The following is a 23,182-nucleotide window of genomic DNA, read 5'->3' on the forward strand; positions in this document are numbered from 1 at the left end:
GCTTGGGCAGCGGCCACCTTCGATTCGGATATCACCTGATCGACCGGCTCCGGACGACCCGGCAGTCGAAGATCGCCGGATGGTCAGGCCGGTGGCCGCCACTGGGCGGCCGCCGTCGCCGCGCTGCCCATCAGGCGGGGCGTGATGGTGCCGAGGGCCGCGTCGCGGGCTCGGAGCGCCAGCCGACCCCGGGTCTGGAGGACCGCCGACATCCGCCGGGTCTGCCGGACCACCGTCACGGCCCGGGGACGGCGCAACCGGCTGTACGACTCGACCGCCTCGCGCAGCGGTGCGCCGGGAACCGCCTCACGGACCACCGAACGCAACGTCGCGGCGTCCTCGAGCGCCAGGCATGCGCCCTGACCAAGATGGTGCGGCATCGCGTGCGCGGAGTCGCCGAGCAGTACCACCCCGCCCGCACCGGCTGGGAAGCCGTACGACTTGGGCAGCGGGCGCAGTTCGCGTACCTCCTGCTGGACCAGGTCCTCCGGCTCCGTGGCGGCGAGCAGGTCACCGATCGGTGCCGGCCAGTCGGCGAACCAGCGCCGGAGCAGGGCGAGCTGGGTCGCGGGTGGCTCCGGCCGGGACGCGCCGGCAGCGGTCGCCACCCAGTAGATCCCGCCCCGGGTGGAGCCACCGGACGAGCCACGGTCGCCCAGGGACGCCGCGACGAAGCGGTAGCCGGCACCCAGCGTCTCCCCGTCCACCGGCCGGTCGACCGGCAGCTGGGGAGCGCGGTACCACGGGATGACCGCCCGCCACGCGGCACAGCCGGAGCTGACCACGGTGGCGCCGGGGGCCAGCCGTCGACGTACCGCGCTGTCGATGCCGTCCGCCGCGACCACCAGATCGGCCTCGTAGCTGCTCCGCCCGTCGCCGACGGTGGGCCGTTCGCCGTCGGTCGCCCGCACGGTCCGCACCTCGACCCCGGTCCGGATCTCCACCCGGTCGCCGAGCCCGGCGACCAGCGCATCGTGCAGGTCCTCCCGGTGTACGACGACGGGAGCGCGGTCCCCCGGCACCGGCCGGGGCTGCACCAGCCAGTGCCCGTCGGGGCGCCGGACCCCCACGTCGGGCAACGGGGTCGCGATCGCGGCCAGGCCCTCGCCGAGGCCGAGCGCGCGCAGCGCCCGAACCCCGTTGGGCCAGAGCACCAGTGCGGTGCGCTCCGCGCGGACCCGGTCGCCGCGTTCGAGCAGCGTCACCTGCCAACCGGACCGGGCCAGTGCACCGGCGGTCGCCAGCCCACCGATCCCGGCGCCCACCACCACGGCCGTACGCATCGGTCCGGCTCCCCTACTCAACGATCCCGGTCAGCGGTCCCCGGCGCGGCCCCGGCGTCGGCCGGCTCGCCGTCGCCGTCGCGGCCGGCTGCCGTCACCGTACTCTCGTCGGAGGCTGCCTGGCCGACCGAGTCGTCGGAAGCCGCCTTGTCGACACCCTGGACGGGAGCCGGCTTGTCGACACCGCCGACGGAAGCCGGCTTGTCGACGCCCTCGACGGGAGCCGGCTTGTCGGTACCGGCGACGGCGGCCGGCGTCTCCACATCGTCGTCCGAGGTTGCCTCGTCCGAGGTTGTCTCGTCCTCGTCCGACGTTGCCTCGTCGTCCGGATCGCCGGAACCGTCGGACGACGCCCGCTCGGTCGGCTCCTCCGGCGGCAACTCGCCGGTCTCCCGGTAGCGGCCGAACTGTTCCTCGGTAACCACCCGGTAGGCCGTCGGCATGCCGACGGCGGCCGGCTCACGCGACACGTCGACCTGGGACACGTCGCTCGTGGCGGGAGCGCCCGCCGTCACCGGCACGACGGCACCATCGATCGGCACCAGGTACTCCTGCGGCCCGCGGACCCGTACGAAATAGATCAACGCGCCGAGGAAGACCAGGACCGCGGTCCAGACGTTGAGCCGTGCGCCGAGGATCTCGGTCGCCTCGTCGGTACGCATCATCTCGATCCAGAACCGTCCGGCGGTGTAGCCCATGACGTAGAGCGCGAACGCGCGTCCCCGGCCGAGCTTGAGCCGGCGGTCGAGGAGCAGGACGAAGCCGGCGACCCCGATGTTCCAGATCGCCTCGTAGAGGAAGGTGGGATGGAAGAGCCCCGGTTCGAGGACCGGGTTTCCGCTGTCGTCGCGGAGCGCGTGACCGGGGTTGGTCCCGTCCATCCGGTGGATCTCCAGGCCCCACGGCAGGTCGGTCGGGCCGCCGAACAGCTCGTTGTTGAACCAGTTGCCCACCCGGCCGACGGCCTGGGCGAGCGGCAGCCCGGGGGCCAGGGCGTCGGCCACCACGGTCAGCGGGATGCCGAGCTGCCGGGCGGCCAGCCAGGCGCCCACGGCGCCACCGGCGACGGCTCCCCAGATGCCCAGGCCCCCCTCCCAGATGTAGAGGGCCTTGATCGGATCGCCACCCTCGCCGAAGTAGTCCCCGGGAGAGGTGATCACGTGATAGATCCGGGCACCGACGATGCCGAACGGCACCGCCCAGACCGCGATGTCCAGCACCGCCCACGGCGCGACGCCGCGGCGGCGCATCCGCAGCTCGGTCACCACGCAGGCGACCACGATGCCGAGCACGATGCAGAGCGCGTAGGCCCGGATGGGCACCGGTCCGACCTGCCATACGGCAGTGGCGGGACTGGGCAGGGCCGCCTGGGGAGATAGCGAGGCGAGGGTCACGGGTGCACAGGCTACCGTCGGAACCCGGCCCAGCGGCACCCCGGTCCGGTTGGCAACCGCGAGCGATCGAATCCTGGTTTGGGCGGTTACACCCGGTTCAACGGCCGGTGTCGGGTCTCTCCGGCCATCCCGCAGGTCCACGCGGGGCCTCGGCGCCCCGGCACGGCCGGACGCACGGTCGACGACCCCACCGACGGGCTGTCGGCGCGGAGCACCGCCGGTCGGCCGGCTCAGCGCTGGACGGTGCGGACGCCCTCGGCGAGTTCGGCGCTGAGCGTACGCAGCGCGGTCAGCCCGGTCGCCTCGTCGGGCGTGTCCAGCAGGCACCGGATCAGCGCGCTGCCGACGATCACCCCGTCGGCGTACCGGCCGACCTCGGCCGCCTGCACACCGTTGCCCACGCCGAGGCCCACCCCGACGGGCAGCCCGGTGACCGCCCGGACCCGGGAGACCAGGGCCGGTGCCGCGTCCGAGGTGCGCTCCCGCGCTCCGGTGACCCCCATCAGCGCGGTCGCGTAGACGAAGCCCCGGCAGTGCCCGACCGTCATCGCGAGCCGCGCGTCGGTGGACGAGGGCGCCACGAGGAACGTCCGGTCCAGGCCGTACGCGTCGGAGGCGGCGAGCCACTCGCCCGCCTCCTCCGGGATCAGGTCCGGCGTGATCAGGCCCGTACCACCGGCGGCGGCGAGGTCGCGGGCGAAGGCGTCGACGCCGTACCGCTCGATCGGGTTCCAGTAGGTCATCGTGACCACCGGTGCCCCGGTCGCGGCGACCGCCTCGATGATCCGCAACGCGTCGGCGGTGCGTACGCCCCCGGCGAGCGCGATGTCACTGGCCCGCTGGATGACCGGCCCGTCCATCACCGGATCGGAGTACGGGATCTCCACCTCGATCACGTCGACCCCGGCCGAGACCATGGCGGTCATCGCGGCGATGCTGCCCTCGACGCTCGGGAACCCGGCCGGCATGCAGCCGATCAGCAACGCCCGCCCCTCGGCGCGCGCCTTCTCGAACGCGACCGCGATGCTCCGGTCGGCTGCCGCACCCGGCCCGGGCGCCGCGACGGACTGACCCACGCCGCTCATCACGCCTGCTCTCCGTCGAGGATGCCGAAGTACTCCCCGGCGGTGTGTACGTCCTTGTCGCCCCGGCCGGACAGGTTGACCACGATGGTGGGCTCGCGGCCCAGCTCCGCGGTCAGGGCCGGGATGATCTGAAGTGTCCCGGCCAGCGCGTGCGCGCTCTCGATCGCCGGGATGATCCCCTCGGTCCGGCAGAGCAACTGGAACGCGTTCATCGCCTCGGCGTCGGTGACCGGCGCGTACCGGGCCCGGCCGATGTCGTGCAGCCAGGCATGCTCGGGGCCGACCCCGGGGTAGTCCAGCCCGGCCGAGATCGAGTGCGACTCCCGGGTCTGCCCGTCCTCGTCCTGCAACACGTACGTACGGGCGCCGTGCAGCACCCCGGACGAGCCGCCGGTGATGCTGGCCGCGTGCCGCCCGGTCTCGACCCCGTCGCCGCCGGCCTCGAAGCCGTACAGCCGGACGTCGTCGTCACCCACGAACGCGTGGAAGATACCGAGCGCGTTGGAGCCGCCGCCGACGCAGGCGGTGACCGCGTCGGGCAGGGAGCCACTGAGGTCCAGACACTGCTGACGCGCCTCGACCCCGATGCCCCGGACGAAGTCGCGGACCATCGCGGGGAAGGGGTGCGGCCCCGCGGTGCTACCGATGATGTAGTGGGTCCGGTCCACGTTGGCGACCCAGTCCCGCATCGCCTCGTTCATCGCGTCCTTGAGGGTGCGCGAACCGGACGTCACCGGAACCACCCTGGCGCCGAGCATCCGCATCCGGGCCACGTTGAGTGCCTGCCGCTGGGTGTCCACCTCACCCATGTAGACCACGCACTCCAGATCGAGGTACGCGGCCGCGGTCGCGCTCGCCACCCCGTGCTGGCCCGCGCCGGTCTCGGCGATCACCCGGGGCTTGCCCATCCGCTTGGTGAGCAGGGCCTGGCCGAGCACGTTGCGGATCTTGTGCGCTCCGGTGTGGTTCAGGTCCTCCCGCTTGAGCAGGATCCGCGCGCCGACCTCGGCGGAGAGCCGCTCGGCCCGGTAGAGCAGGGACGGGATGTTCGCGTACTCGCGCAGCATCGCGCCGAACTCGGCCTGGAACGACTCGTCGGTCAACGCCGTCCGGTACGCCACGTCGAGTTCGTCGAGCGCGGCCACCAGTGCCTCGGGAACGAACCGTCCGCCGTACCGGCCGTAGTGTCCGGCCTCGTCGGGCGAGGACGCGGCGCTCGCCGGCACCGTGGGCGCGCTCATCGGACGGGCCGGGGGGTGGCGGGGTGGTTGCCGGCGTTGACCAGTTCGGCCACCGCCTCGCGCGGACTCTTCTGGGTCACCAGGCCCTCCCCGACCAGTACGGCGTCGGCGCCGGCCGAGGCGTACCGGATCAGGTCGTGCGGACCCCGTACCCCGGACTCGGCGATCTTGACGACGCTGTTCGGCAGGCCGGGTGCGATCCGTTCGAAGACCGACCGGTCGACCTCCAGGGTGCGCAGGTTGCGGGCGTTCACCCCGATCACCCGGGCACCGGCCTCCAGGGCCCGGTCCGCCTCCTCCTCGTCGTGCACCTCGACCAGTGCGGTCATGCCCAGCGACTCGATCCGTTCGAGCAGGCCGACCAGCACGTTCTGTTCGAGCGCGGCGACGATCAGCAGCACGAGGTCGGCTCCGTGCGCCCGAGCCTCGTGCACCTGATAACTGGAGACGACGAAGTCCTTACGGAGTACGGGAATGTCCACCGCCGTACGGACCGCCGCCAGGTCGTCCAGCGACCCGCCGAACCAGCGCCCCTCGGTCAGTACGCTGATGCAGCGCGCGCCACCGGCGGCGTAGTCCCCGGCCAGATCGGCCGGATCGGCGATCTCGGCGAGTTGCCCCTTGGACGGCGAGGAGCGCTTCACCTCGGCGATCACCCCGACGCCCGGCCGGCGTAGGGCCGCGTAGGCGTCCCGGGGCGGCACCGCCGCCGCCGCGAGTTGCTTGATCTGCTCCAGCGGAACCAGAAGCTGTCGACGCTCGACGTCCTCCCGAACTCCGGCGAGGATCTCGTCGAGCACGTTGGCGGACGCGGCCGGTGTGGCTTCGTCCCCCTCTGCGTGCGAATGCTCAGCAGTCACCAACGGACTCCCCTCTCCGGGTGTCATGGGCCGATGCTAGGCGCCGCCACGGGGCGGACGCCGTCGGGGGTATGGCGTGCTTCACGAAATGGGCTGGGGCATAATGCCCGACCTTGTGAGCGGAATGTCACGCTGCGCCACCAGGATCTCGATGTCAGGCCGTAGGTGGGCGGTTTCGGATGAACGCGCGGTAACCAGACGCGAGTGTGAGCCACGTCAAGGAAGTCGGAACGGTCGCCGGAGGTTTGAACGGAAGTAGCCGATGGTGGCACGGGAGGAGCGGGAAGCCCGGGAACGGAACCGTTGACCCCCGGGTGACCGATCGGAAACACCGCCTCGGCACCATCAATGTCGGGCACACTGGGCGCGGGAAGCTGCGGACCAGTCGGATCGATCTTCGTGCGGGGAAGACATGAGCGCTGTGAAGCCTGGCTCGACCATCGACGTGACCAGCATCCCCCGGGCCGTACTGTCCGTCGCCGTCGGCGTCGTGCACAGCGTGGAGCGGGCGATGATCGGCGACGCCCGGATCCGGACCGCCCGGGGCAACGCCTGGGAGGCGATCTGCGCGGACCGGGACCGGGCGCACCGGCGCGACGAGATCCGCGCCCTGGTGGCCTCGCTCGCCGCCACGCCGCCGGTACGTCCCGCCGCGATCGTCACCGCCTCCACCGCCGAGCCGGCGGTCGAGGGGACGCGGCGGAGCACCCGGCCCGTCCGGCAGCCCGTCAGCTGACCGTCGGGTCCTCGCCCCGGTCCAGCGCGTCCCACGCCGTCCTCGTCCGTCGGCCGTCGAGCCGGCCGCCGTCGGTCGCCGGGCTCGGTTCCGGCTCGCCCCGACGCGGCGCCCGCTCGTAGCGGGCGCCCATCACCGGCCAGGTCGCGCCGCGAGCGGTGGTGATCCCGCCGGCCACCATCGTCAGCAGGCCGCCGAGCACACAGAGCAGCGGCCAGGTGAGCCGGATGTCGCCCCGGTGGATGCCGAAGCCCCCGTACACCCCGCCGATCGCGACGCCGACCCCGACCGCCACCAGCAGCCCACCGACCAGCCGCCGCCCGAGCCCTCGGGTGCCGAGCACCGCCCCGGCACCGGCCAGTCCGACCAGGGCGAGAGCCGGCAGCCAGGGCAGCAGGTCGGCACCGCTGTGCACCGTCCGGGTGGCCGGCAACGGTGCCGGTCGGGCGGTCACCTCGACCGCCCAGGTCCGGGTCGCCGCGAAGACCGCCAGGCCGGCTCCGAACAGGCAGAACAGCACGGTGTACGCCAGCGCGCGTCGACCGGTCGGCGGGGGCCCTGCGGTGCCACTCACCGAGCCGGCCGCAGGGTTTCGGCAGCCGCGATCGCGGCGAGTACGGCAGCCGCCTTGCTCCGCGTCTCCTGGTCCTCGGCGATCGGGTCGGAGTCGGCGACGATGCCGGCACCGGCCTGCACGTACGCCCGCCCCCGCCGGATCAGCGCGGTCCGGATCGCGATCGCCATATCCAGGTCCCCGCCGAACCCGAAGTAGCCGACCGTCCCGCCGTACAGCCCGCGACGGGTCGGTTCCAACTCTTCGATGATCTCCATCGCCCGTACCTTCGGGGCACCGGAGAGCGTTCCGGCGGGGAAGGTGGCGGCCAACGCGTCGAAGGCGCTCTGGTCCTCGCGTAGCGTCCCCACGACCGTGGAGACGATGTGCATGACGTGGCTGTACCGCTCGATGGTGGCGAACTCCGGTACCTCGACCGTGCCCGGCCGGCACACCCGGCCCAGGTCGTTGCGGCCGAGGTCGACCAGCATCACGTGCTCGGCCCGCTCCTTGGGGTCGCCGAGCAGCTCGGCGGCGAGCCGGCCGTCGTCCGCCGGGGTGCCGCCCCGGGGCCGGGTACCGGCGATCGGGTGCAGCATCGCCTGCCGCTGCCCGTCCTCGCCGGTGGTGACCTTGAGATGGGCCTCGGGGGACGATCCGACGATGTCGAAGTCGTCGAACCGCAACAGGTACATGTACGGGCTGGGGTTCGTGGCCCGGAGCACCCGGTAGACGTCCAGCGGATCGGCCTGGGTCTCCCGCTCGAAGCGCTGGGCCACCACGATCTGGAAGCATTCCCCGGCCCGGATCGCCTCCTTGGCCGCCTCGACCGCCTTCGGGTACTCCCCGTCGGGGGTACGGCTGACCACCTCGCCCGGCGACGGCCGGTCGATGGTGGAGATCATCGGCGGGATCGGCCGGGACAGTGCGGTGGTCATCGCGTCCAGCCGGCCGACCGCCTGGTGGTAGGCCGCCGTCACCTGGGCGGTCCGTTCCGCCGGGCCGTCGCCGCCGTCCTGCCGGGGTGCGGGCAGCACGGCGTTCGCCACCAGGATCGCGGAGCCGTCGAAGTGGTCCAGCACGACGAGGTCGGTGGCGAGCATCATGCCCAGCTCGGGCAGCCGCAGGTCGTCCTGGGTCAGCGAGGGCAGCCGCTCGAAGCGCCGCACGACGTCGTACCCGAGATAGCCGACCATCCCGCCGAGCAGCGGCGGAAGTTGGCCGGGGTCCCACCCGGCCGGGCCGTCGGCCGCGACCGGGCCGGTCAGTTCCGCCACGGTCGCCCGCAGCGCCCGCATCGGGTCGCCCCCGGTCGGCAGCCCGGCCGGCGGCGTGCCCAGCCAGTGCGCCTCGCCGCCCCGCTCGACCAGGGTGGCGCTGCTGCGCACCCCGATGAACGAGTACCGCGACCAGGCGGTACCGGCCGCCCCAGCACCCTGTTCGGCCGATTCCAGCAGGAACGTGCCCGGCCCGCCGGCCAGCTTCCGGTAGACCCCGACCGGGGTCTCCCCGTCGGCGAGCAGCCGCCGGATCACCGGGACCACCCGCCGGCTCCGGGCAAGCTCGTGGAAGGTCGCCTCGTCCGGGCTCACCGCTCCGGTGGTCATCCGGTCACCGTCCCAGGATCGATCATGATGTGGTTCCGGCCGGTCGGTCCACGGACCCGGTGACCGGCAACTCGTCCGAGAAGCAGGTGGGGCTGCCGGTGTGACACGCCACGCCCACCTGGTCCACGCTGACCAGCAGGGCGTCCCCGTCGCAGTCGAGCGCCACGGCGCGGACGTACTGGTGGTGGCCGGAGGTCTCGCCCTTGACCCAGTATTCCCGGCGGCTGCGGGACCAGTAGGTGGCCCGGCCGGTACTGAGGGTGCGGTGCAGCGCCTCGTCGTCCATCCAGGCGACCATCAGCACCTCACCGGAGTCGTACGCCCGGACCACCGCCGTGACGAGTCCATCGGGGTTGCGGCGCAGTCGCGTCGCGATCGCCGGATCAAGGGCCGACGGCCGCGCGGGACCGTCCGCCGCCGGTTCGGGCACGGCCATCGGGGCCGCCGGGGAGAGATCGGGTACGGGCATAGTTCCCGATTGTTTCGCACGCGGAGCCGGAGCCGTCCACCCGACCCGGATCGAATGGTCCGTCCGACCCTCCGTCGAGTCCGACGTCACACCCTCCCCAACTGCCGTGGAGCCCTCCTGGGCGGCCGTCGGGGACTGCTGAGCGGCCGTCAGGGGCTCCTGGCCGGCGCCGGGCCAGCCCGGGCGGGCCAACTGGGCGACGTACCGGTCCAGCCGGCCGTCCCGGAGGGCGGCGGTCAGCTCCGGGCCGATCAACGGCGCCAGTTCGTCGGCGTACGGCCCGGCCAGCGTCACGGCTCCGGCCACCAGCCGGCCGGCGGCGGCGTGCAGTAGCGGCAGGCTGTCGGTGCGCAGCCCGAGACAGCTCACCATGTCGTCGCGGTAGCCGGCGGGCGCGACCGGCAGGTCGAGCGCCGCGCTCAGCGCGGCCCGCCGACTCGGAACCGTGACCGCCCGGTTCGCCAGCCGGACGATCGAGGGACACCGCCGGGCCAGTTCGGCGGCGGCGAACCGGGCACCGAACTCGTCTCCGGCCGCGCACGCCGCGGTGACCTTGCCCAGGGTGGCGACGACGTTCTCCAGATCCGGGTCGCTCGGACGTTGCCGGATCTCCGTCAGCTCGATCGACGCGCGCCACTCGTCGCTCGCCCAGAGTAACCGCGTGGGCGCGACAACCGGCAGTCCGAAGGACCAGTCGGCGGGCTGGTCGAGTCGGGCGAGCCAGGATCGGACGTCCCGGACGGCGACCGAGAGGTGCGTCAGCCGATCACCCGTCTCGGCCAGATAGGCCGGGTACGCGACGTACGGCCCACCGCTGACCAGGACATCGATGTCCACGTCGCTGTACGCCGTGGCGGCGCCCCGGGCATGGCTGCCGCGCAGCAGTACGCCGACGACGGGCGGGCCCGGCGCCCGGCGCAGCCGGTCCGTCCAGTCGTCGAGGAACCCGAGTTGCAGTAACGGACCGTGACCCACGGCGCCATCGTGCCGCAGGCGCGATCATGACGCAACGCCCGATCATGCTTCGACTGGGCGTTTCGCCCGTTACTTGCCCAAAAATCGCATTGACCGCTCGGGATATCGGTCTCCGGCCGCCGCTCCGGGCGGTACGGCCGCCGAGAGTCGGGCCACCTGCTCGCCGGTGAGCCGCAGGTCGTCGGCGGCCGCGTTCTCCTCCAGATACCGCACCCGCTTCGTGCCGGGGATCGGCAGGATGTCCTCGCCCTGGGCGAGCAGCCAGGCCAGCGCCGCCTGTGCCGGCGTACAGCCGATCTCGGTGGCGACCTCGCGGACCCGGGCGACCAGCTCCAGGTTGGTGTCCAGGTTCTCCTCGGCGAACCGGGGCGCCCCGGCCCGGAAGTCGTCGGCGCCGAGTTGCTCCCGGCTGCTGATCGTCCCGGTGAGCAGCCCCCGGCCCACCGGCGAGTACGCCACCAGCGCCACACCGAGGTCCCGACAGGTCGCCAGCATCTCGTCCTCGACGTCCCGGGTGAACAGCGAGTACTCCATCTGCACCGCCGCCACCGGATGTACGGCGTGCGCCGCCCGCAGGGTCGCCGGGCTCACCTCGGAAAGCCCGATGAACCGCACCTTGCCGTCCACGACCAGTTCCGCCATCGCGGCGACGGTCTCCTCGATCGGCGTCTCCGGGTTGCGTCGGTGCAGGTAGTACAGGTCGATGGTGTCGATCCCGAGCCGGGCCAACGATGCGTCGCACGCCTCACGGGCCCACTGGGCGCTGCTGTCGACGTACGCGCCGGGCGAGGCGGTGGTGCCGGCGTCGCCGGTGAACCTGTTGCCGAACTTCGTCGCCAGGAACACCTCGTCCCGCCGCTTGCGGACGATCGGGCCGAGCAGTTCCTCGTTCCGCCCCCGCCCGTACATGTCGGCGGTGTCCAGGTGGTTCACGCCCAGGTCGAGGGCCCGGTTCAGGGTCCGGACCGACTCGGCGTCGTCCCCGGCCCCGTAGGCCATGCTCATCCCCATACAACCGAGGCCGATCGCGGACACCTCCGGTCCGATCGCACCGACGCTGCGCTTCCTCATCACTTCCGCTCCGTCCGGCCGTCCGTCTCGCCGCTGATGGTTCGACTTCTCGGGATTCGAGATTGCCAGGTCCTGCTCCGGTTCGGCCAACCGGGCTCCGTACCCGATCGGGCGGGCCTCGAACCGTGGCCGACCGATGGCCGATGGCGGGTGGCCGGAGGTCGACGGCCGGAGGTCGAGAGTTGACAGTCGACGGTCGATTGCCCACGGCCAAGATTTCAACTAGCGTTGATTTCAACAGACAATGAGTTTCCGGAAGGAGGATCCATGGAAACCGCGATCGAGGTCCGCGACCTCGTCGTAACGCGCGGCAAGCGGCAGGTCCTGCACGGGATCAGCTGCGTCGTACCCCGAGGCAGCGTGACCGGCCTGCTCGGGCCGAGTGGCAGCGGCAAGACCACCCTGCTCCGGGCCGTGGTCGGGGTGCAGATCGTCGGCGGCGGCACGGTCACCGTGCTGGGGCAGCCGGCCGGCTCGGCAGAGCTGCGGCACCGGCTGGGCTACCTGACCCAGGCGCCGAGCGTCTACACCGACCTCACGGTCCGGGAGAACGCGCGCTACTTCGCCCGGCTCTACGGCCTCGGTGCCTCGGACGCGGACGCGGCCGTGGCCAGCGTCGGCCTGGCCTCCGCCGCGACACAGCTCGTCGGAACCCTCTCCGGCGGGCAGCGCAGCCGGGCCTCGCTGGCCTGCGCCCTCGTCGGCCGCCCCGAGCTGGTGATCCTCGACGAGCCGACGGTCGGCCAGGATCCGGTGCTCCGGGCCGAGCTGTGGGACATGTTCCACACGATGGCCGCCCAGGGCACGACGCTGCTGGTCTCCAGCCACGTGATGGACGAGGCGGCCCGGTGCGATCGACTGCTGCTGATCCGGGAGGGCCGGCTGATCGCCGACGACAGCCCGACGGCGGTACGGGCGGCGGCCGGCACCGACGACCTGGAGGAGGCGTTCCTGCTCCTGATCAAGGCGAGTGAAGCGAACGAAGCGAAGGCCACCCGGATGAGTGAGGGGACGGTCGCGCGATGAATCTCCGGATCCTGTTCGCCACCACCGGCCGCATCCTGCGCCAGCTACGCCACGACCGGCGGACGGTCGCGATGCTGATGGTGGTGCCGAGCCTGCTGCTGACGTTGCTCTACTTCATGTTCGCCGACCAGCCGGTGCCGCCCGGTCAGCCCAGCACCTTCGACCGGATCGCGCTGGTCATGCTGGGTGTCTTCCCCTTCATCATCATGTTTCTCGTGACCAGCATCGCCATGCTCCGGGAACGCACCTCCGGCACCCTGGAACGGCTGCTCACCACCCCGCTGGGCAAGCTCGACCTGCTTTTCGGGTACGGCCTCGCGTTCGGGCTCGCCGCCACGGTGCAGGCCAGCGTGGCGGCCGGGGTCGCGTACTGGCTGTTCGACCTGAACACGGCCGGCAACGCCGGGCTGGTGGTGCTGATCGCGGTGGTCAACGCCGTACTGGGAGTCGCGCTCGGTCTGTTCTGCAGCGCCTTCGCACAGACCGAGTTCCAGGCCGTACAGTTCATGCCGGTTGTGGTGATGCCGCAGATCCTGCTCTGTGGTCTGTTCGTCGAACGCGACCACATGGCGGGCTGGCTGAGGGCGATCAGCGACGTGCTGCCCCTGTCGTACGCGGTCGAGGCGCTGCAACAGGTTGGCGCGCACGCAGAGTCGACCGGCACGATGTGGCGCGACCTGGTGGTGGTCGGGTCGGCGGTGGTCGCCGCCCTGGTCCTCGCGGCGGCGACGTTGCGGCGGCGTACCGGGTGACGCGACCCGGTGCCGTCGGGCGCCCGGCCACGACCGGCCGGGCGCCCGACGGCACCGGATGGAACGAGTACGAGGACGGCGATGGCACGACGGAGTGGGCGGCGCCCGGGCAACCCCGACACCCGGGAGGCGATCCTCGCGGCCGCCCGGGAGGTGTTCGCCGAGCGCGGCTTCGACGGCGCCTCGATCCGGGCCATCGCGACGAGTGCCGGTGTCGACCCCGCGCTGGTCCACCACTACTTCGGCACGAAGGACCAGCTCTTCGTGGCCACGATCAACATCCCGTTCGATCCCCAGGAGATACTGCCGCAGATCGCCGTCGGCGGCATGGACGGCATCGGGGAGCGACTGGTGCGGACCTTCCTGCGGGTCTGGGACTCCCCCGCCGGTACGGCCGGGGCCGCGTTGTTCCGCTCGGCGGTCAACAACGAGTGGACCGCCAAGCTGTTCCGGGAGTTCCTGGTCACCCAGGTGCTGCGCCGGGCGACCGGCCTGCTGGAGATCGACCCGGCGGAGGCGCCCCTGCGGTCGTCACTGGTCGCCTCCCAGATGGCCGGTCTGGTGCTGGTGCGCTACATCCTGCGACTCGAGCCGCTCGCCTCGGCGTCCCCGGACGTCGTGGTCGCGGCCGTCGCGCCGAACATACAGCGCTACCTGGCCGGCGACCTGACCGGGCTCACCGACCCGGCCGGCGCCTCGGACCAGCTCACGGGCCAGTAGGACGACCGGCCGGGCGTAACCGTCAGCCCCGGCGACGGCCCTGGTCGGGTAGCACCGACGGGGACCATTCCTGGTCGGACCGGTCGGCGTGCCGTCGGCGCCGACAGAGCACCGGATGCAGCAGTTCCGCCAGTTCCGCCTGGCCGGACATCGGCCGGGGGAAGGCGAGCCGGGCCCGGTACCGGGCGCCACGCGGGCCGAGCGCCACCACCAGGCCGTACCGGTCGAGCCGGACCACCTGCGGCGGCGGCTCGTCCGGACCCTCCGCCGGTACGATGCCGCCGAGCTGACGCCGGACGAACGCGGCGACCTCGCTGCCGTGGTGGTCCGCGAGATCGGCGAGCAGTTCCCGCTCGATCGCGTGCAGCGGGTCGGGTTCGGCCGCCGCGTACTCGGCGGGTTCGACGTCGAGCACCGCGCCGCCGCGTTCCAGCCTGACCTCCACCGGCTCGAAGCGGTGCAGTGTGAAGCGCCGACCGACGTCGAGCAGGTCCCCGGTCGGCACCACCTCGGCGAACTCGACGGCCGCCTGACGGGCGACGGGGCCGTCCAGCGGCTCCGCCCAGCCGGAGACCCAGAGCCGCCCGAGCGGGGGTGCGCCGGCGGCCGGCGGCAGGTCCCGCACGTCGAGCACCAGCGCCCGGCCCCGGGTACCCGGGTCGGGCCGCAGCGCCGCCGCCAGGTCGCTGACGATCGAGACGAGCATGAGGACCCGGCCGGACGGGTCGGTGGCGTGCCGGACCTGGTGCGGCCCGGGTCGGTACGCGACCTGGGCGGTGCCGGCGAGCCGGCCGGCGGCCAGCGTACGGGCCACCTCTGCGGGGCTGGGCTGCATGACGGGGTACCTCCAGCACAAGTTAGCCTCACCTTAGTAAGGGGAGGCTAACTTACTGGCCGGATCTCGTCCATCTGCCTACCGGGTCTGTTCCAACCAGGATGCGAAGAGCAGGCCGTAGACCGACTCCGGATCGTTGACCAGTTCCTCGTGCGGGCCACGCTGCACGATCCGGCCCCGGTCCACCACGATCACCTCGTCGGCGGCCTGTGCCGTGGAGAGCCGGTGTGCGATGGCCACCGTGGTCCGGCCCCGGGTCACCGCGTCGAGGGTGCGTTGCAGCCGTACCTCGGTCGCCGGGTCGACCGCGCTGGTCGCCTCGTCCAGCACCAGCAGGTCCGGATCGGCCACGTACGCCCGGGCGAGCGCGACCAGCTGCCGTTCGCCCACGCTGAGCGCCTCGCCACGCTCCCCCACCGGCGTGGCCAGGCCGGCCGGCAGCCCGTCCACCCAGTCGCCGAGCCCGAGTTCGACGAAGGCGACCGCCAACTCCTCGTCGGTCAGCTCCGGACGGCCGAACCGGACATTCTCCGCCACGGTCGAGTCGAACAGGAAGCCGTCCTGCGGCACCATCACCACCCGGGAGCGGAGCGAGGCGAACCGCACCTGGTCCAGCGGTACGCCGGAGAGCAGGACCGCCCCGCCGGACGGATCCATCAGCCGGGTGAGCAGCTTCGCGAAGGTGGTCTTGCCGCTGCCGGTCTCGCCCACCACCGCGACCCGGGTCTTGGCCGGGATGTCCACGTTGACGTCGACGAGCACCGGAGGGCCGCCGGGGTAGGAGAAGGTGACCTCGGAGAAGCGCAGGTCGATCGGCCCGGCCGGTAGGTCGACCCCGCGCTCCCCCGGGTCCGCCACGTCCGGCGTCACGTCCAGTACGTCGAGCACCCGCCGCCACCCCGCGACCGCGTTCTGCGCCTCGTTCAGCACCTCGGTGGCGATCTGCACCGGCTGGATGAACATCGTGACCAGGAAGAGGAACGCGGTGAGCTCACCGATTCCCAGCGTCCCGTCGACGCCGAGCTTGACGCCGAGCACCACCACACCGGCGAGCGCGAGCCCGGCGGCGATCTCCCCGGTCGAGAAGCTGATCACGCTGGTCCGGATCGCCCTCTGCTGGGCCCGGCGCTGCGCGTCGATCGTCTCGTCCAACCGGGCGGCGGTACGGCCGGACACCCCGTACGCCCGGATCACCGGCGCGCCGACCACGGTCTCGGAGACGGCGGCCAGCATCGCGCCCAGCCGTACCCGGACCACGCCGTAGGCGCTGGCGAGCCGCTTCTGGAAGATCCGGATCACCACCACGGCGGGTACGAACGCGGCGAAGACCACGAGGGTCAACTGCCAGGAGTAGACCGCCATCACGACGGTCGTGACCACCACCTGGCCGAGGTTGATCAACAGGATCACCCCGCCCCACTGGAGGAACTGGGTGATCTGGTCCACGTCACTGGTGACCCGGGAGACGAGCGAGCCTCGCCGCTCCGCCTGCTGGTGCAGCGTCGACAGGTCGTGCACGTGCCGGAAGGCGCGGACCCGTACCCCCGCCAGCGCCGTCTCGCTGACCGTGAACAACCGCCGCATCATCAGGTAGCCACACACGGTGGTCACCACCAGGACGGCGGCGGTGGCCGCCACCACGACGCCGACCACGCCCAGGTCCGGACCGCCCGGGGCGCGCAGGCCCCGGTCGATGCCCTGCTGGATCGCCACCGGTACGGCCGCCCGCCCGATCATCGCGACCAGGGCCAGCCCGAGCGTGCCGGCCAGCCCGGTACGCAACTCCGGGGAGAGCGCCAGCCCTCGGCGCAGGGTCTGCCAGGTGGTCTCCGCCCGTTCCGACGTCGGCTCGCTCGCGGTCGTGGTCATGCCGTCCCCCCGTTGCGCTCGCTCATGCCGTCCCCCCGGTCACGCCCGCTCACGCGTCCACCTCTTCGCCCTGCCGGGTCGCCGGTGTTCCGGGCGCCGGTTCCTCGTACGCCCGCTCCCGCTCCCGTTCCGCCTCGGCCCGTTCGTACGCGGTGACCAGGGCGGCGTATCCGGGGGTGCTGCCCAGCAACGTGGCATGGGTGCCCCGGCCGACCACCCGGCCGTGCTCGACGTAGACGACCTCGTCGGCAAGCGCGATGGTCGCCCGCCGGTACGCCACCACCAGGATCGACGCGCCCGGCGGCAAAGTACTGGCACCCGCCGCACCAGCCGCCCCGGTCGCACCCGCCGCACCAGCCGCATCGGTCGCGCCGGTCGAGTTCCGGTCACCGCGGAGCGCGGCCAGGATCGCCGCCTCCACCCTCGGGTCGACGGCGCTGGTGGCGTCGTCCAGCACCAGCAGGCGGGGACGGCCCGCCAGCGCCCTGGCCAGGGTGAGCCGCTGGCGCTGGCCGCCGGAGAGAGCGGCGCCGCGCTCACCGACCAGGGTGTCCAACCCGTCCGGCAGCACCGCGACGAACCCGTCGGCCTCGGCCAGCCGCAGGGCCGCCCACACGTCGTCGTCGGTGATCCCCTCCCGGTCGAGGGTGATGTTGGCCCGGATGGTGTCGTCGAAGACGAACGGCACCTGCGCCACCAGTGCGCTGGTGCCGGCGAGCGAGGCGGCGGTCAGCGACCGGACGTCGACCCCGTCCAGCGTCACGGACCCGGCGTCGGGGTCGACCAGCCGCACCGCCAGGGAGACGATCGTCGACTTGCCCGAGCCAGTCGGGCCGACCAGCGCCACCGTCCGACCGGCCGGAACGGTGAACGACACGTCGTGCAGCACCGGCACGGGCTCCGCCGGCTCGGGCTCCGCAGGCTCGGTCCCGGCCGGCGCAGGCACCCCGGCAACCGACGGAGGCTCGACCGGCGACGCCAGCCCGCCGGACGGAACGGGCTCTACCGACGGATCGGGCTCGGTCGGGGCGGGCACGCCGACGGGCCGGGCCGCCGCCTCCGGCTCGGTCGACAGACCCGGCTCGGCGGGCGCGGTCGCCGGAGCCGGCTCCGCCACGGCGTAGCCGAAGCTGACCCGGTCGAAGACGAGCGTGGCAGGACGGCCGTCCCGCCGGTCCAGCGTCGTGCTCCCGTACGGCATCTCGCCGGTGGCGGTGAGCACGGCCTGCAACCGGTCCCAGCCGGCGACGCTGCGCGGCAGCTCGGCGAGCACCCAGCCGATCGCCCGGACCGGGAAGGCCAGCACCGTGAACAGGAATGCCACGCTGACGAGTTCGGTGATGGTGACCGCGCCCTGGCCCAACCGGACCGCACCGACCAGCAGCACGGCGAGGGTGCCGAGGCTCGGCAGGGTCTCCAGCATCGGGTCGAACACTCCCCGCAGCCGGCCGACCGAGATCAACGCGTCGCGCAGCTCACCGGCCTGCGCCGCGAACCGGGTCGTCTCCCGGGCCTCCTGGCCCATGGTCTTGACCACCAGGGCACCGTCGAAGCTCTCGTGGGCGATCGCGCTGACCTGTGCGCGCATCTGCTGCGCCCGGGCCTGCCGGGGCGCCATCCGTCGGGAGTAGACGACGTTCAGGGCGAAGAGGGCGGGAAAGATCGCGACCCCGACCAGGGCGAGCACCCAGTCGGTGACGAGCAGCGAGCCCATCGCCGCGACCAGCATCACCAGCGTGCCCACCGCGAACGGCAGTGGCGCGATGGGGAACCAGGCCGCCTCGACGTCGGAGTTCGCGTTCGACAGCAGGGTGCCGGTGGCGTGCCGGTGATGCCAGGACAGCGGCAGCTCCAGGTAGCGGCGGGTGATCCGGCGCCGGTAACTGGCCTGTAGCCGGTACTGCATGAAGCCCGCGCCGAGCCGGCGGCCGAACATGCCCAGTACCCGACCGAGGCTGACCGCCAGCAGCGCGACGGCGCTCAGCACGACCGCCGTGGTGTCGGCCCGGCCGCTCTCCAGCGACGGCACGACGACGTCTCCGACGACCGCGCCCACCACGTACGCGCTGGCGATGATGAGCAGGCTGTAGAGCACGCTGCCGCCGACCGCGACCGCGAAGATCCGGGGCTCCTCGCGAACGGCGTGACCGAGGACCCGGATCCCCCTGATGAGCACGTCCCGGCTTGTCTTGCCCGCCACACTGTCCCCCGCCGTAAGCCTTCTTCGTCAAGCTCATCCTTACCGATCGGGCCGAGGGATGACGAACCGATTGGCGCGGGTCGTACCGGTCAGGACCTGATTGTGTCTGCTGTCACAGGGCCCGGTACGCCTGCCGAGCGCGATGCCGCCCAGACCTCCTCCGTTTCGCGGCACGCCGCCGGCGGCGTCAGCACTTACGATCAAGACATGCCCCGGTACGCGGATTCGGAGCGCCGATCGCTGGCCGACCTCCTCCTGACCCTTGGACCCGACGCGCCGACGATCATCCCGGAGTGGGCCGCCCGGGAACTCGCCGCGCACCTGGTGATCCGGGAACGGCGGCCGGACGCGGCGGCCGGGATCATGCTCCGCCCCCTGCGTACGCACACCGAACGGGTGCTGGGTGCGATGGCGGCGAAGCCGTACCCCGCGGTGGTCGACCTGTTCCGCCGCCCGCCGCGATGGAGCCCGATGACCCTTCCGCCGGTCGACGAGCTGGCCAATCTGACCGAGTTCTTCGTGCACCACGAGGACCTGCGCCGGGCTCAACCCGGCTGGCAGCCCCGGGAGCTCTCCGAGGGGTACCGGGCGGCGCTGTGGAAGCGGATCCCCACCATGGCCCGGTTGTCGTTGCGCCGCTTCCCTGCCGCCCTGCTCATCCAGGCACCCGACCACGGCGAGACCTCGGCCGGAGCCGGCGGGGAACAGGTCAGGCTGGTCGGCGCGCCCGGCGAGTTGATGATGTTCCTGTTCGGCCGGCAGCGCGTCGCCCGGGTGCAACTGGTCGGGCCGCCCGCCCTCACCGGCCGGCTGCGGAACGCGAAGCTCGGGGTCTGACGACGGACGGGGCATGCGTACCTTCGCCGTGGCGACACTGACCCGGCCGCCCTTTCCGGTACGGGTCAGCGCGCACGTCGGCGAGGTACGCCAGCAGTCCACCCGGTGGGCCACCGAACTCGGCCTGGTCCGGACCCCCGGCGCCGTACGCCGGCTGGACCGGGCCAATGCCGCGGACCTGGCCGGACGGGCCTGCCCCGACGCCCGGCCCGACCAGCTCCGGCTGCTGTCGGACCTGTTCACCTGGCTCTTCACCTTCGACGACAGCTGCGACGACGACGGGTTGGGCCAGGATCCCGGCCAGCTCGGGCCGGTGGTCGGCCGGCTGCTCGACGTGCTCGACCTGCTCGGCGGACCGACGCCACCGGAGTTGGCCGGGGTGGCCGGGCCGACCGGCGCCGGACTGCACGACCTGTGCCGGCGGGTACGCGGACAGGGTTCGCCACGCCTGTTGCTCCGGTTCGCCGACGAGATGCGCGACTACCTGCTCGCACTGCTCTGGGAGGCGGCGAACCGGGAACGCGACCGGACCCCTCCGGTCGCCGAGTACGTCCAGATGCGTCGGCACACCGGCGGGGTGCGCCCCAGTTTCACCCTGACCGACCTGGCCCACGGCGGCCCAGCCGACGCCACCGGCCGGACCGGTTCGGAGGCGTCCACCCTGGATGACCTGGCCGCCGACCTGGTCTGCTGGTGCAACGACATCTTCTCCTACGCCAAGGAGCGCCGGCAGGGCCGGGACGGGCACAACCTCATCGTGGTGCTGGCCCGGGCGACCGGTCGGGCGGAACGCCGTGGGCTCACCGACGCCGCCCGCCGGTTCAACGCCGGCCTGCGGACGTACCTGCGGCTGGAGTCCGAGGTACTCCTCGACGCGGACGCCGACACCGTCCGGTTCGTGACCGCCCGCCGCTGCTGGATCCGGGGCAGCTACGACTGGTCCCTCGGAGCGGGCCGGTACCGCTAGTCGTTGTTCCGCTTCCAGGTCGGCACGGGCCGTCCGGCCACACACTCCACCTCCACCTCGATCCGCTCTCCCGAGCCGTGGAAGGTCACCTCGGCGTCGTCGTCCGGCCCCCGCTCGACCTCGCCGACCCGGTAGCCCTGGGCCGGCGTCCACGAGGCCAGCCACACGGCCCGGCCGTCGCACTCGGCCACCACCGTGCCGCCGGGTGTGGAGAGCAGTTGGCGTGGACCGTGCTCGGATCCGCCGCCCGGATCCGGCGTACCCGTACCGGGGAGGCCCGTGGTGGGCCCCGGCGACGTCGGGGTGCCCGAGGACGACGCGGAAGTCGGGCCGGACGGCGCGGACGTGGCCGCCAGTGCCCGCGCCACCTCCTCCGGACTGCGCACCTCACCCGCCGGCCCGGTGAGCCCTGCCCCGATCACCTGTACGGCCGCCAGCCCGGTGCCGGTCGCGGCCAACGCGGCGAGCAGCCAGCCGGCCACCGCGAACCCGGTACGTCGACGCATCGTCCGATCATGCCCGCACGGCCGTTAATAACGGAGCCGGTGGACCCTAAGGGATGGTTAACGCCCGCCGCTCCGTTACGGGTTGTCCGGCCGTCGCCGGGTTACCGTGCCTGGTGTGGCGCGCCTACTGCTGATCGAGGACGACCCGGCCATCCGTACGCCGCTGTTGCGCGCACTTCGCGAGCGGGGGCACGCCGTCGCGGCCGTCCAGACGGCGATGACCGGGCTGCAGCGGGTGCTCGACGACCGGCCGGACCTCGTCGTACTCGATCTGGGGCTGCCCGATCTGGACGGTCTGGAGCTGCTCAGGATGCTGCGCGCGGTGAACACCACCCCGGTGATCATCGCGACCGCCCGGGACGAGGAGAGCGAGATCATCCGAGGGCTGGACGCGGGCGCCGACGACTACGTGGTGAAGCCGTTCACGGCCGCCCAACTCGACGCGCGGATCCGGGCGGTGCTGCGGCGCGGTGTCGGCCCGGCGAGCGGCCCGGCCCCGCTGACCGTCGGCGAGCTGCGGGTCGATCCGGGAGCCCGGCAGGCGAGCCTGTCCGGCGTCCCGCTCGAACTGACCCCCCGGGAGTTCGACCTGCTGCACCACCTGGCCAGCCGGGCCGGTCGGGTGGTCAGCAAACGGGAACTGCTGACCGAGGTGTGGCAGTTGCCGTACGGCGGCGCGGACAAGACTGTGGACGTACACCTGTCCTGGTTGCGCCGCAAGCTCGGCGAGACCGCGCAACAGCCCCGGTACCTGCACACCGTTCGCGGGGTCGGAGTCCGGCTCGACGTACCCGGGGCCGGATCGTGAGGCGCCGGCTGACCCTGCTCGTCGCCGCCACCACCTGTCTGGTGCTGCTCGCCTTCCTGGTTCCGCTCGCGGTGCTACTGCGCAGCGTCGCCGCCGACCGGGCCGTGGTGGCGGCCACCGCCGAACTACAGGGACTGATCCCGCTGGTCGGTACGACCGATCTGGACCGTCTACGCCTCGCCGCCCAGCAGGTCGGCGCGGCGGCGGAGCGGCCGGTCACCGTCTTCCTGCCGGACGGTACGGCACTCGGCACCGAAGCGCCCCGTACCGACGGGGTGGAGTTGGCGGCCCGGGGTGAGAGTCTCACCGTGGCCCGCCTGGAGGGCCGGGAGATCCTCGTCGCGGTGGGGGGCCGACCGGACGGTACGGCGGTGATCCGCACCTTCGTACCCAGGGCCGAACTGACCCGTGGGGTCTACCGGTCCTGGCTGGTCCTGGCCGGGCTCGGGCTGGCGCTGTTGCTGCTCGGTCTCGCCGTCGCCGACCGGCTGGCGCGCACGCTGATCGCGCCGATCACCGAACTCTCGGCGGTCTCGCACCGGCTGGCCCGGGCGGAACTGACCGCTCGGGCCCGACCGTCCGGGCCGCCGGAGCTGCGCGCCGTGGCGAACGCCCTCAACCATCTGGCCACCCGGATCCAGGAGTTGCTCCGGGAGGAGCGTGAGCAGCTCGCCAACCTCTCGCACCGGCTCCGCACGCCGCTGACGGCACTGCGGCTGGAATCCGAGTCGCTGGCCGACCCGCACGAGGCCGCCCGGGTCGGCGAGCAGGTCGACGCGGTGGAGCGGGCGGTGACCGGGCTGATCCGGCAGGCGCGGCGGCGCGGCGTGGAGGGAGGTGCCGAGCCGGTCTGTGACGCCACGGCGGTGGTCCGGGAGCGGGTCACCTTCTGGTCCGTGCTGGCTGAGGACACGGGCCGGGAGGTCGCCCTCGACCTGGCCGACCACCCCCTGCCGGTACGGCTGCCGGCCGACGAACTCGCCGCGGTGCTGGACGCCCTGCTCGGCAACGTCTTCGCACACACACCGGACGGGGTCGACTTCACCGTCGCGCTGGTCCCCGGGCCCACCGGTGGAGCCCTGCTGACCGTCACCGACACCGGCCCCGGGCTGCCGCCGACCCTGGTCGACCCGACGGCGCTGGTGGAGCGGGGCGCGAGCGCCGCCGGGTCGACCGGTCTCGGCCTCGACATCGCCCGCCGGGCCGCCCGGGCCAGCGGGGGCCACCTCGACCTCTCCGCCGGCAGCGGCGGCGGGGCACGGGTCGCAGTCACGCTCGGACCACCGGTCCTCGCGCCGGCCCCGAGGCGTGCGGGCGGGGCGGCCTGACGATCGCCGATCTTTACCTCGGCTTAGCACTGTCGCAGCGCGCCGCTATCCCCCGTCCGG

21 protein-coding genes and 1 pseudogene are annotated in these 23,182 nt (G+C 72.8%); 8 read left to right on the forward strand and 14 right to left on the reverse strand.

Translation table 11 applies throughout. The features are described from left to right. Nucleotides 1-83: 83 nt before the first annotated feature. The 5 genes from ACFP2T_RS29645 to trpC all read right to left on the reverse strand — a co-directional run bounded on the left by ACFP2T_RS29645 (nt 84) and on the right by trpC (nt 5,803). Nucleotides 84-1,283 carry an FAD-dependent oxidoreductase gene (locus tag ACFP2T_RS29645; protein ID WP_377427385.1) on the reverse strand — a complete coding sequence of 400 codons (1,200 nt, stop codon included), beginning with the start codon at nt 1,281-1,283 and terminating at the stop codon, nt 84-86. 17 nt (nt 1,284-1,300) lie between these two features. Further along, on the reverse strand, nt 1,301-2,677 hold the full coding sequence (gene lgt, locus ACFP2T_RS29650) for a prolipoprotein diacylglyceryl transferase (RefSeq protein ID WP_377427387.1): 1,377 nt from the start codon (nt 2,675-2,677) through the stop codon (nt 1,301-1,303). A gap of 230 nt (nt 2,678-2,907) precedes the next feature. Further along, nucleotides 2,908-3,762 carry a tryptophan synthase subunit alpha gene (trpA, locus tag ACFP2T_RS29655; protein ID WP_377427389.1) on the reverse strand — a complete coding sequence of 285 codons (855 nt, stop codon included), beginning with the start codon at nt 3,760-3,762 and terminating at the stop codon, nt 2,908-2,910. After that, complete coding sequence (gene trpB / locus ACFP2T_RS29660) at nt 3,762-5,003, reverse strand: tryptophan synthase subunit beta (protein ID WP_377427391.1); 1,242 nt, start codon at nt 5,001-5,003, stop codon at nt 3,762-3,764. The genes trpA and trpB overlap by 1 nt, the downstream gene beginning before the upstream one ends. Next, nucleotides 5,000-5,803 (reverse strand): indole-3-glycerol phosphate synthase TrpC, encoded by an 804-nt coding sequence (trpC, locus tag ACFP2T_RS29665; RefSeq protein WP_377428034.1) that lies wholly within the window; start codon nt 5,801-5,803, stop codon nt 5,000-5,002. The genes trpB and trpC overlap by 4 nt, the downstream gene beginning before the upstream one ends. Before the next feature lie 472 nt (nt 5,804-6,275). Here trpC and ACFP2T_RS29670 point away from each other — a divergent pair, with 472 nt between their 5' ends. Further along, entirely contained in the window at nt 6,276-6,599 is a 324-nt protein-coding gene (locus tag ACFP2T_RS29670) for a hypothetical protein (RefSeq protein WP_377427393.1), read from the forward strand. Here ACFP2T_RS29670 and ACFP2T_RS29675 read toward each other — a convergent pair. The 5 genes and pseudogenes from ACFP2T_RS29675 to ACFP2T_RS29695 all read right to left on the reverse strand — a co-directional run bounded on the left by ACFP2T_RS29675 (nt 6,592) and on the right by ACFP2T_RS29695 (nt 11,274). After that, the gene (locus ACFP2T_RS29675) at nt 6,592-7,173 is read right to left on the reverse strand and encodes a Trp biosynthesis-associated membrane protein (protein ID WP_377427395.1); all 582 of its coding nucleotides are present in this window, start codon (nt 7,171-7,173) and stop codon (nt 6,592-6,594) included. The two genes, ACFP2T_RS29670 and ACFP2T_RS29675, sit on opposite strands and share 8 nt — an antisense overlap. After that, nucleotides 7,170-8,759, reverse strand: coding sequence for an anthranilate synthase component I (locus ACFP2T_RS29680; RefSeq protein WP_377427397.1), 1,590 nt, complete (start codon nt 8,757-8,759; stop codon nt 7,170-7,172). The genes ACFP2T_RS29675 and ACFP2T_RS29680 overlap by 4 nt, the downstream gene beginning before the upstream one ends. 22 nt (nt 8,760-8,781) lie before the next feature. Beyond that, nucleotides 8,782-9,228 carry a phosphoribosyl-AMP cyclohydrolase gene (gene hisI, locus ACFP2T_RS29685; protein WP_377428036.1) on the reverse strand — a complete coding sequence of 149 codons (447 nt, stop codon included), beginning with the start codon at nt 9,226-9,228 and terminating at the stop codon, nt 8,782-8,784. A 303-nt stretch (nt 9,229-9,531) separates the two neighbouring features. Further along, nucleotides 9,532-10,203, reverse strand: a pseudogene (locus ACFP2T_RS29690) (phosphoribosyl-AMP cyclohydrolase); the annotation flags it as partial. Nucleotides 10,204-10,272: 69 nt separating this feature from the next. Continuing rightward, nucleotides 10,273-11,274, reverse strand: coding sequence for an aldo/keto reductase (locus ACFP2T_RS29695; RefSeq protein WP_377427399.1), 1,002 nt, complete (start codon nt 11,272-11,274; stop codon nt 10,273-10,275). A 267-nt stretch (nt 11,275-11,541) separates the two neighbouring features. Here ACFP2T_RS29695 and ACFP2T_RS29700 point away from each other — a divergent pair, with 267 nt between their 5' ends. The 3 genes from ACFP2T_RS29700 (at nt 11,542) to ACFP2T_RS29710 (ending at nt 13,772) form a co-directional block, all read left to right on the forward strand. Then, complete coding sequence (locus ACFP2T_RS29700; protein ID WP_377427401.1) at nt 11,542-12,300, forward strand: ABC transporter ATP-binding protein; 759 nt, start codon at nt 11,542-11,544, stop codon at nt 12,298-12,300. Then, nucleotides 12,297-13,052, forward strand: coding sequence for an ABC transporter permease (locus ACFP2T_RS29705; protein WP_377427403.1), 756 nt, complete (start codon nt 12,297-12,299; stop codon nt 13,050-13,052). The genes ACFP2T_RS29700 and ACFP2T_RS29705 overlap by 4 nt, the downstream gene beginning before the upstream one ends. 81 nt (nt 13,053-13,133) lie before the next feature. Further along, nucleotides 13,134-13,772 carry a TetR/AcrR family transcriptional regulator gene (locus ACFP2T_RS29710; protein WP_377427405.1) on the forward strand — a complete coding sequence of 213 codons (639 nt, stop codon included), beginning with the start codon at nt 13,134-13,136 and terminating at the stop codon, nt 13,770-13,772. Between the two features lie 22 nt (nt 13,773-13,794). Here ACFP2T_RS29710 and ACFP2T_RS29715 read toward each other — a convergent pair whose 3' ends face one another. The 3 genes from ACFP2T_RS29715 to ACFP2T_RS29725 form a co-directional block, all read right to left on the reverse strand. Beyond that, nucleotides 13,795-14,607 (reverse strand): DUF2470 domain-containing protein, encoded by an 813-nt coding sequence (locus ACFP2T_RS29715; RefSeq protein ID WP_377427407.1) that lies wholly within the window; start codon nt 14,605-14,607, stop codon nt 13,795-13,797. Between the two features lie 78 nt (nt 14,608-14,685). After that, a complete protein-coding gene (locus ACFP2T_RS29720; protein ID WP_377427409.1) occupies nt 14,686-16,476 on the reverse strand; it encodes an ABC transporter ATP-binding protein in 1,791 nt (596 codons plus the stop codon). A 49-nt stretch (nt 16,477-16,525) separates the two neighbouring features. Continuing rightward, nucleotides 16,526-18,676: an ABC transporter ATP-binding protein gene (locus ACFP2T_RS29725; RefSeq protein WP_377427411.1), complete on the reverse strand. Its 2,151-nt coding sequence runs from the start codon at nt 18,674-18,676 to the stop codon at nt 16,526-16,528. A 207-nt stretch (nt 18,677-18,883) separates the two neighbouring features. Between ACFP2T_RS29725 and ACFP2T_RS29730 the strand changes: the two genes are divergently transcribed. Further along, on the forward strand, nt 18,884-19,513 hold the full coding sequence (locus ACFP2T_RS29730) for a TIGR03085 family metal-binding protein (RefSeq protein WP_377427413.1): 630 nt from the start codon (nt 18,884-18,886) through the stop codon (nt 19,511-19,513). Nucleotides 19,514-19,526: 13 nt separating this feature from the next. Continuing rightward, nucleotides 19,527-20,480, forward strand: a complete 954-nt coding sequence (locus tag ACFP2T_RS29735; RefSeq protein ID WP_377427415.1) for a terpene synthase family protein — start codon at nt 19,527-19,529, stop codon at nt 20,478-20,480. On the opposite strand, the gene ACFP2T_RS29740 is transcribed toward ACFP2T_RS29735, so the two are convergent. Next, a complete protein-coding gene (locus ACFP2T_RS29740) occupies nt 20,477-20,986 on the reverse strand; it encodes a septum formation initiator (RefSeq protein ID WP_377427417.1) in 510 nt (169 codons plus the stop codon). The two genes, ACFP2T_RS29735 and ACFP2T_RS29740, sit on opposite strands and share 4 nt — an antisense overlap. Nucleotides 20,987-21,101: 115 nt before the next feature. Here ACFP2T_RS29740 and ACFP2T_RS29745 point away from each other — a divergent pair, with 115 nt between their 5' ends. Next, complete coding sequence (locus ACFP2T_RS29745; RefSeq protein ID WP_377427419.1) at nt 21,102-21,794, forward strand: response regulator transcription factor; 693 nt, start codon at nt 21,102-21,104, stop codon at nt 21,792-21,794. Next, complete coding sequence (locus tag ACFP2T_RS29750; RefSeq protein WP_377427422.1) at nt 21,791-23,122, forward strand: sensor histidine kinase; 1,332 nt, start codon at nt 21,791-21,793, stop codon at nt 23,120-23,122. The genes ACFP2T_RS29745 and ACFP2T_RS29750 overlap by 4 nt, the downstream gene beginning before the upstream one ends. The last annotated feature ends 60 nt before the right edge of the window (nt 23,123-23,182 follow it).

Source organism: Plantactinospora solaniradicis, from assembly GCF_042658085.1.
Taxonomy (GTDB): Bacteria; Actinomycetota; Actinomycetes; order Mycobacteriales; family Micromonosporaceae; genus Plantactinospora; species Plantactinospora solaniradicis.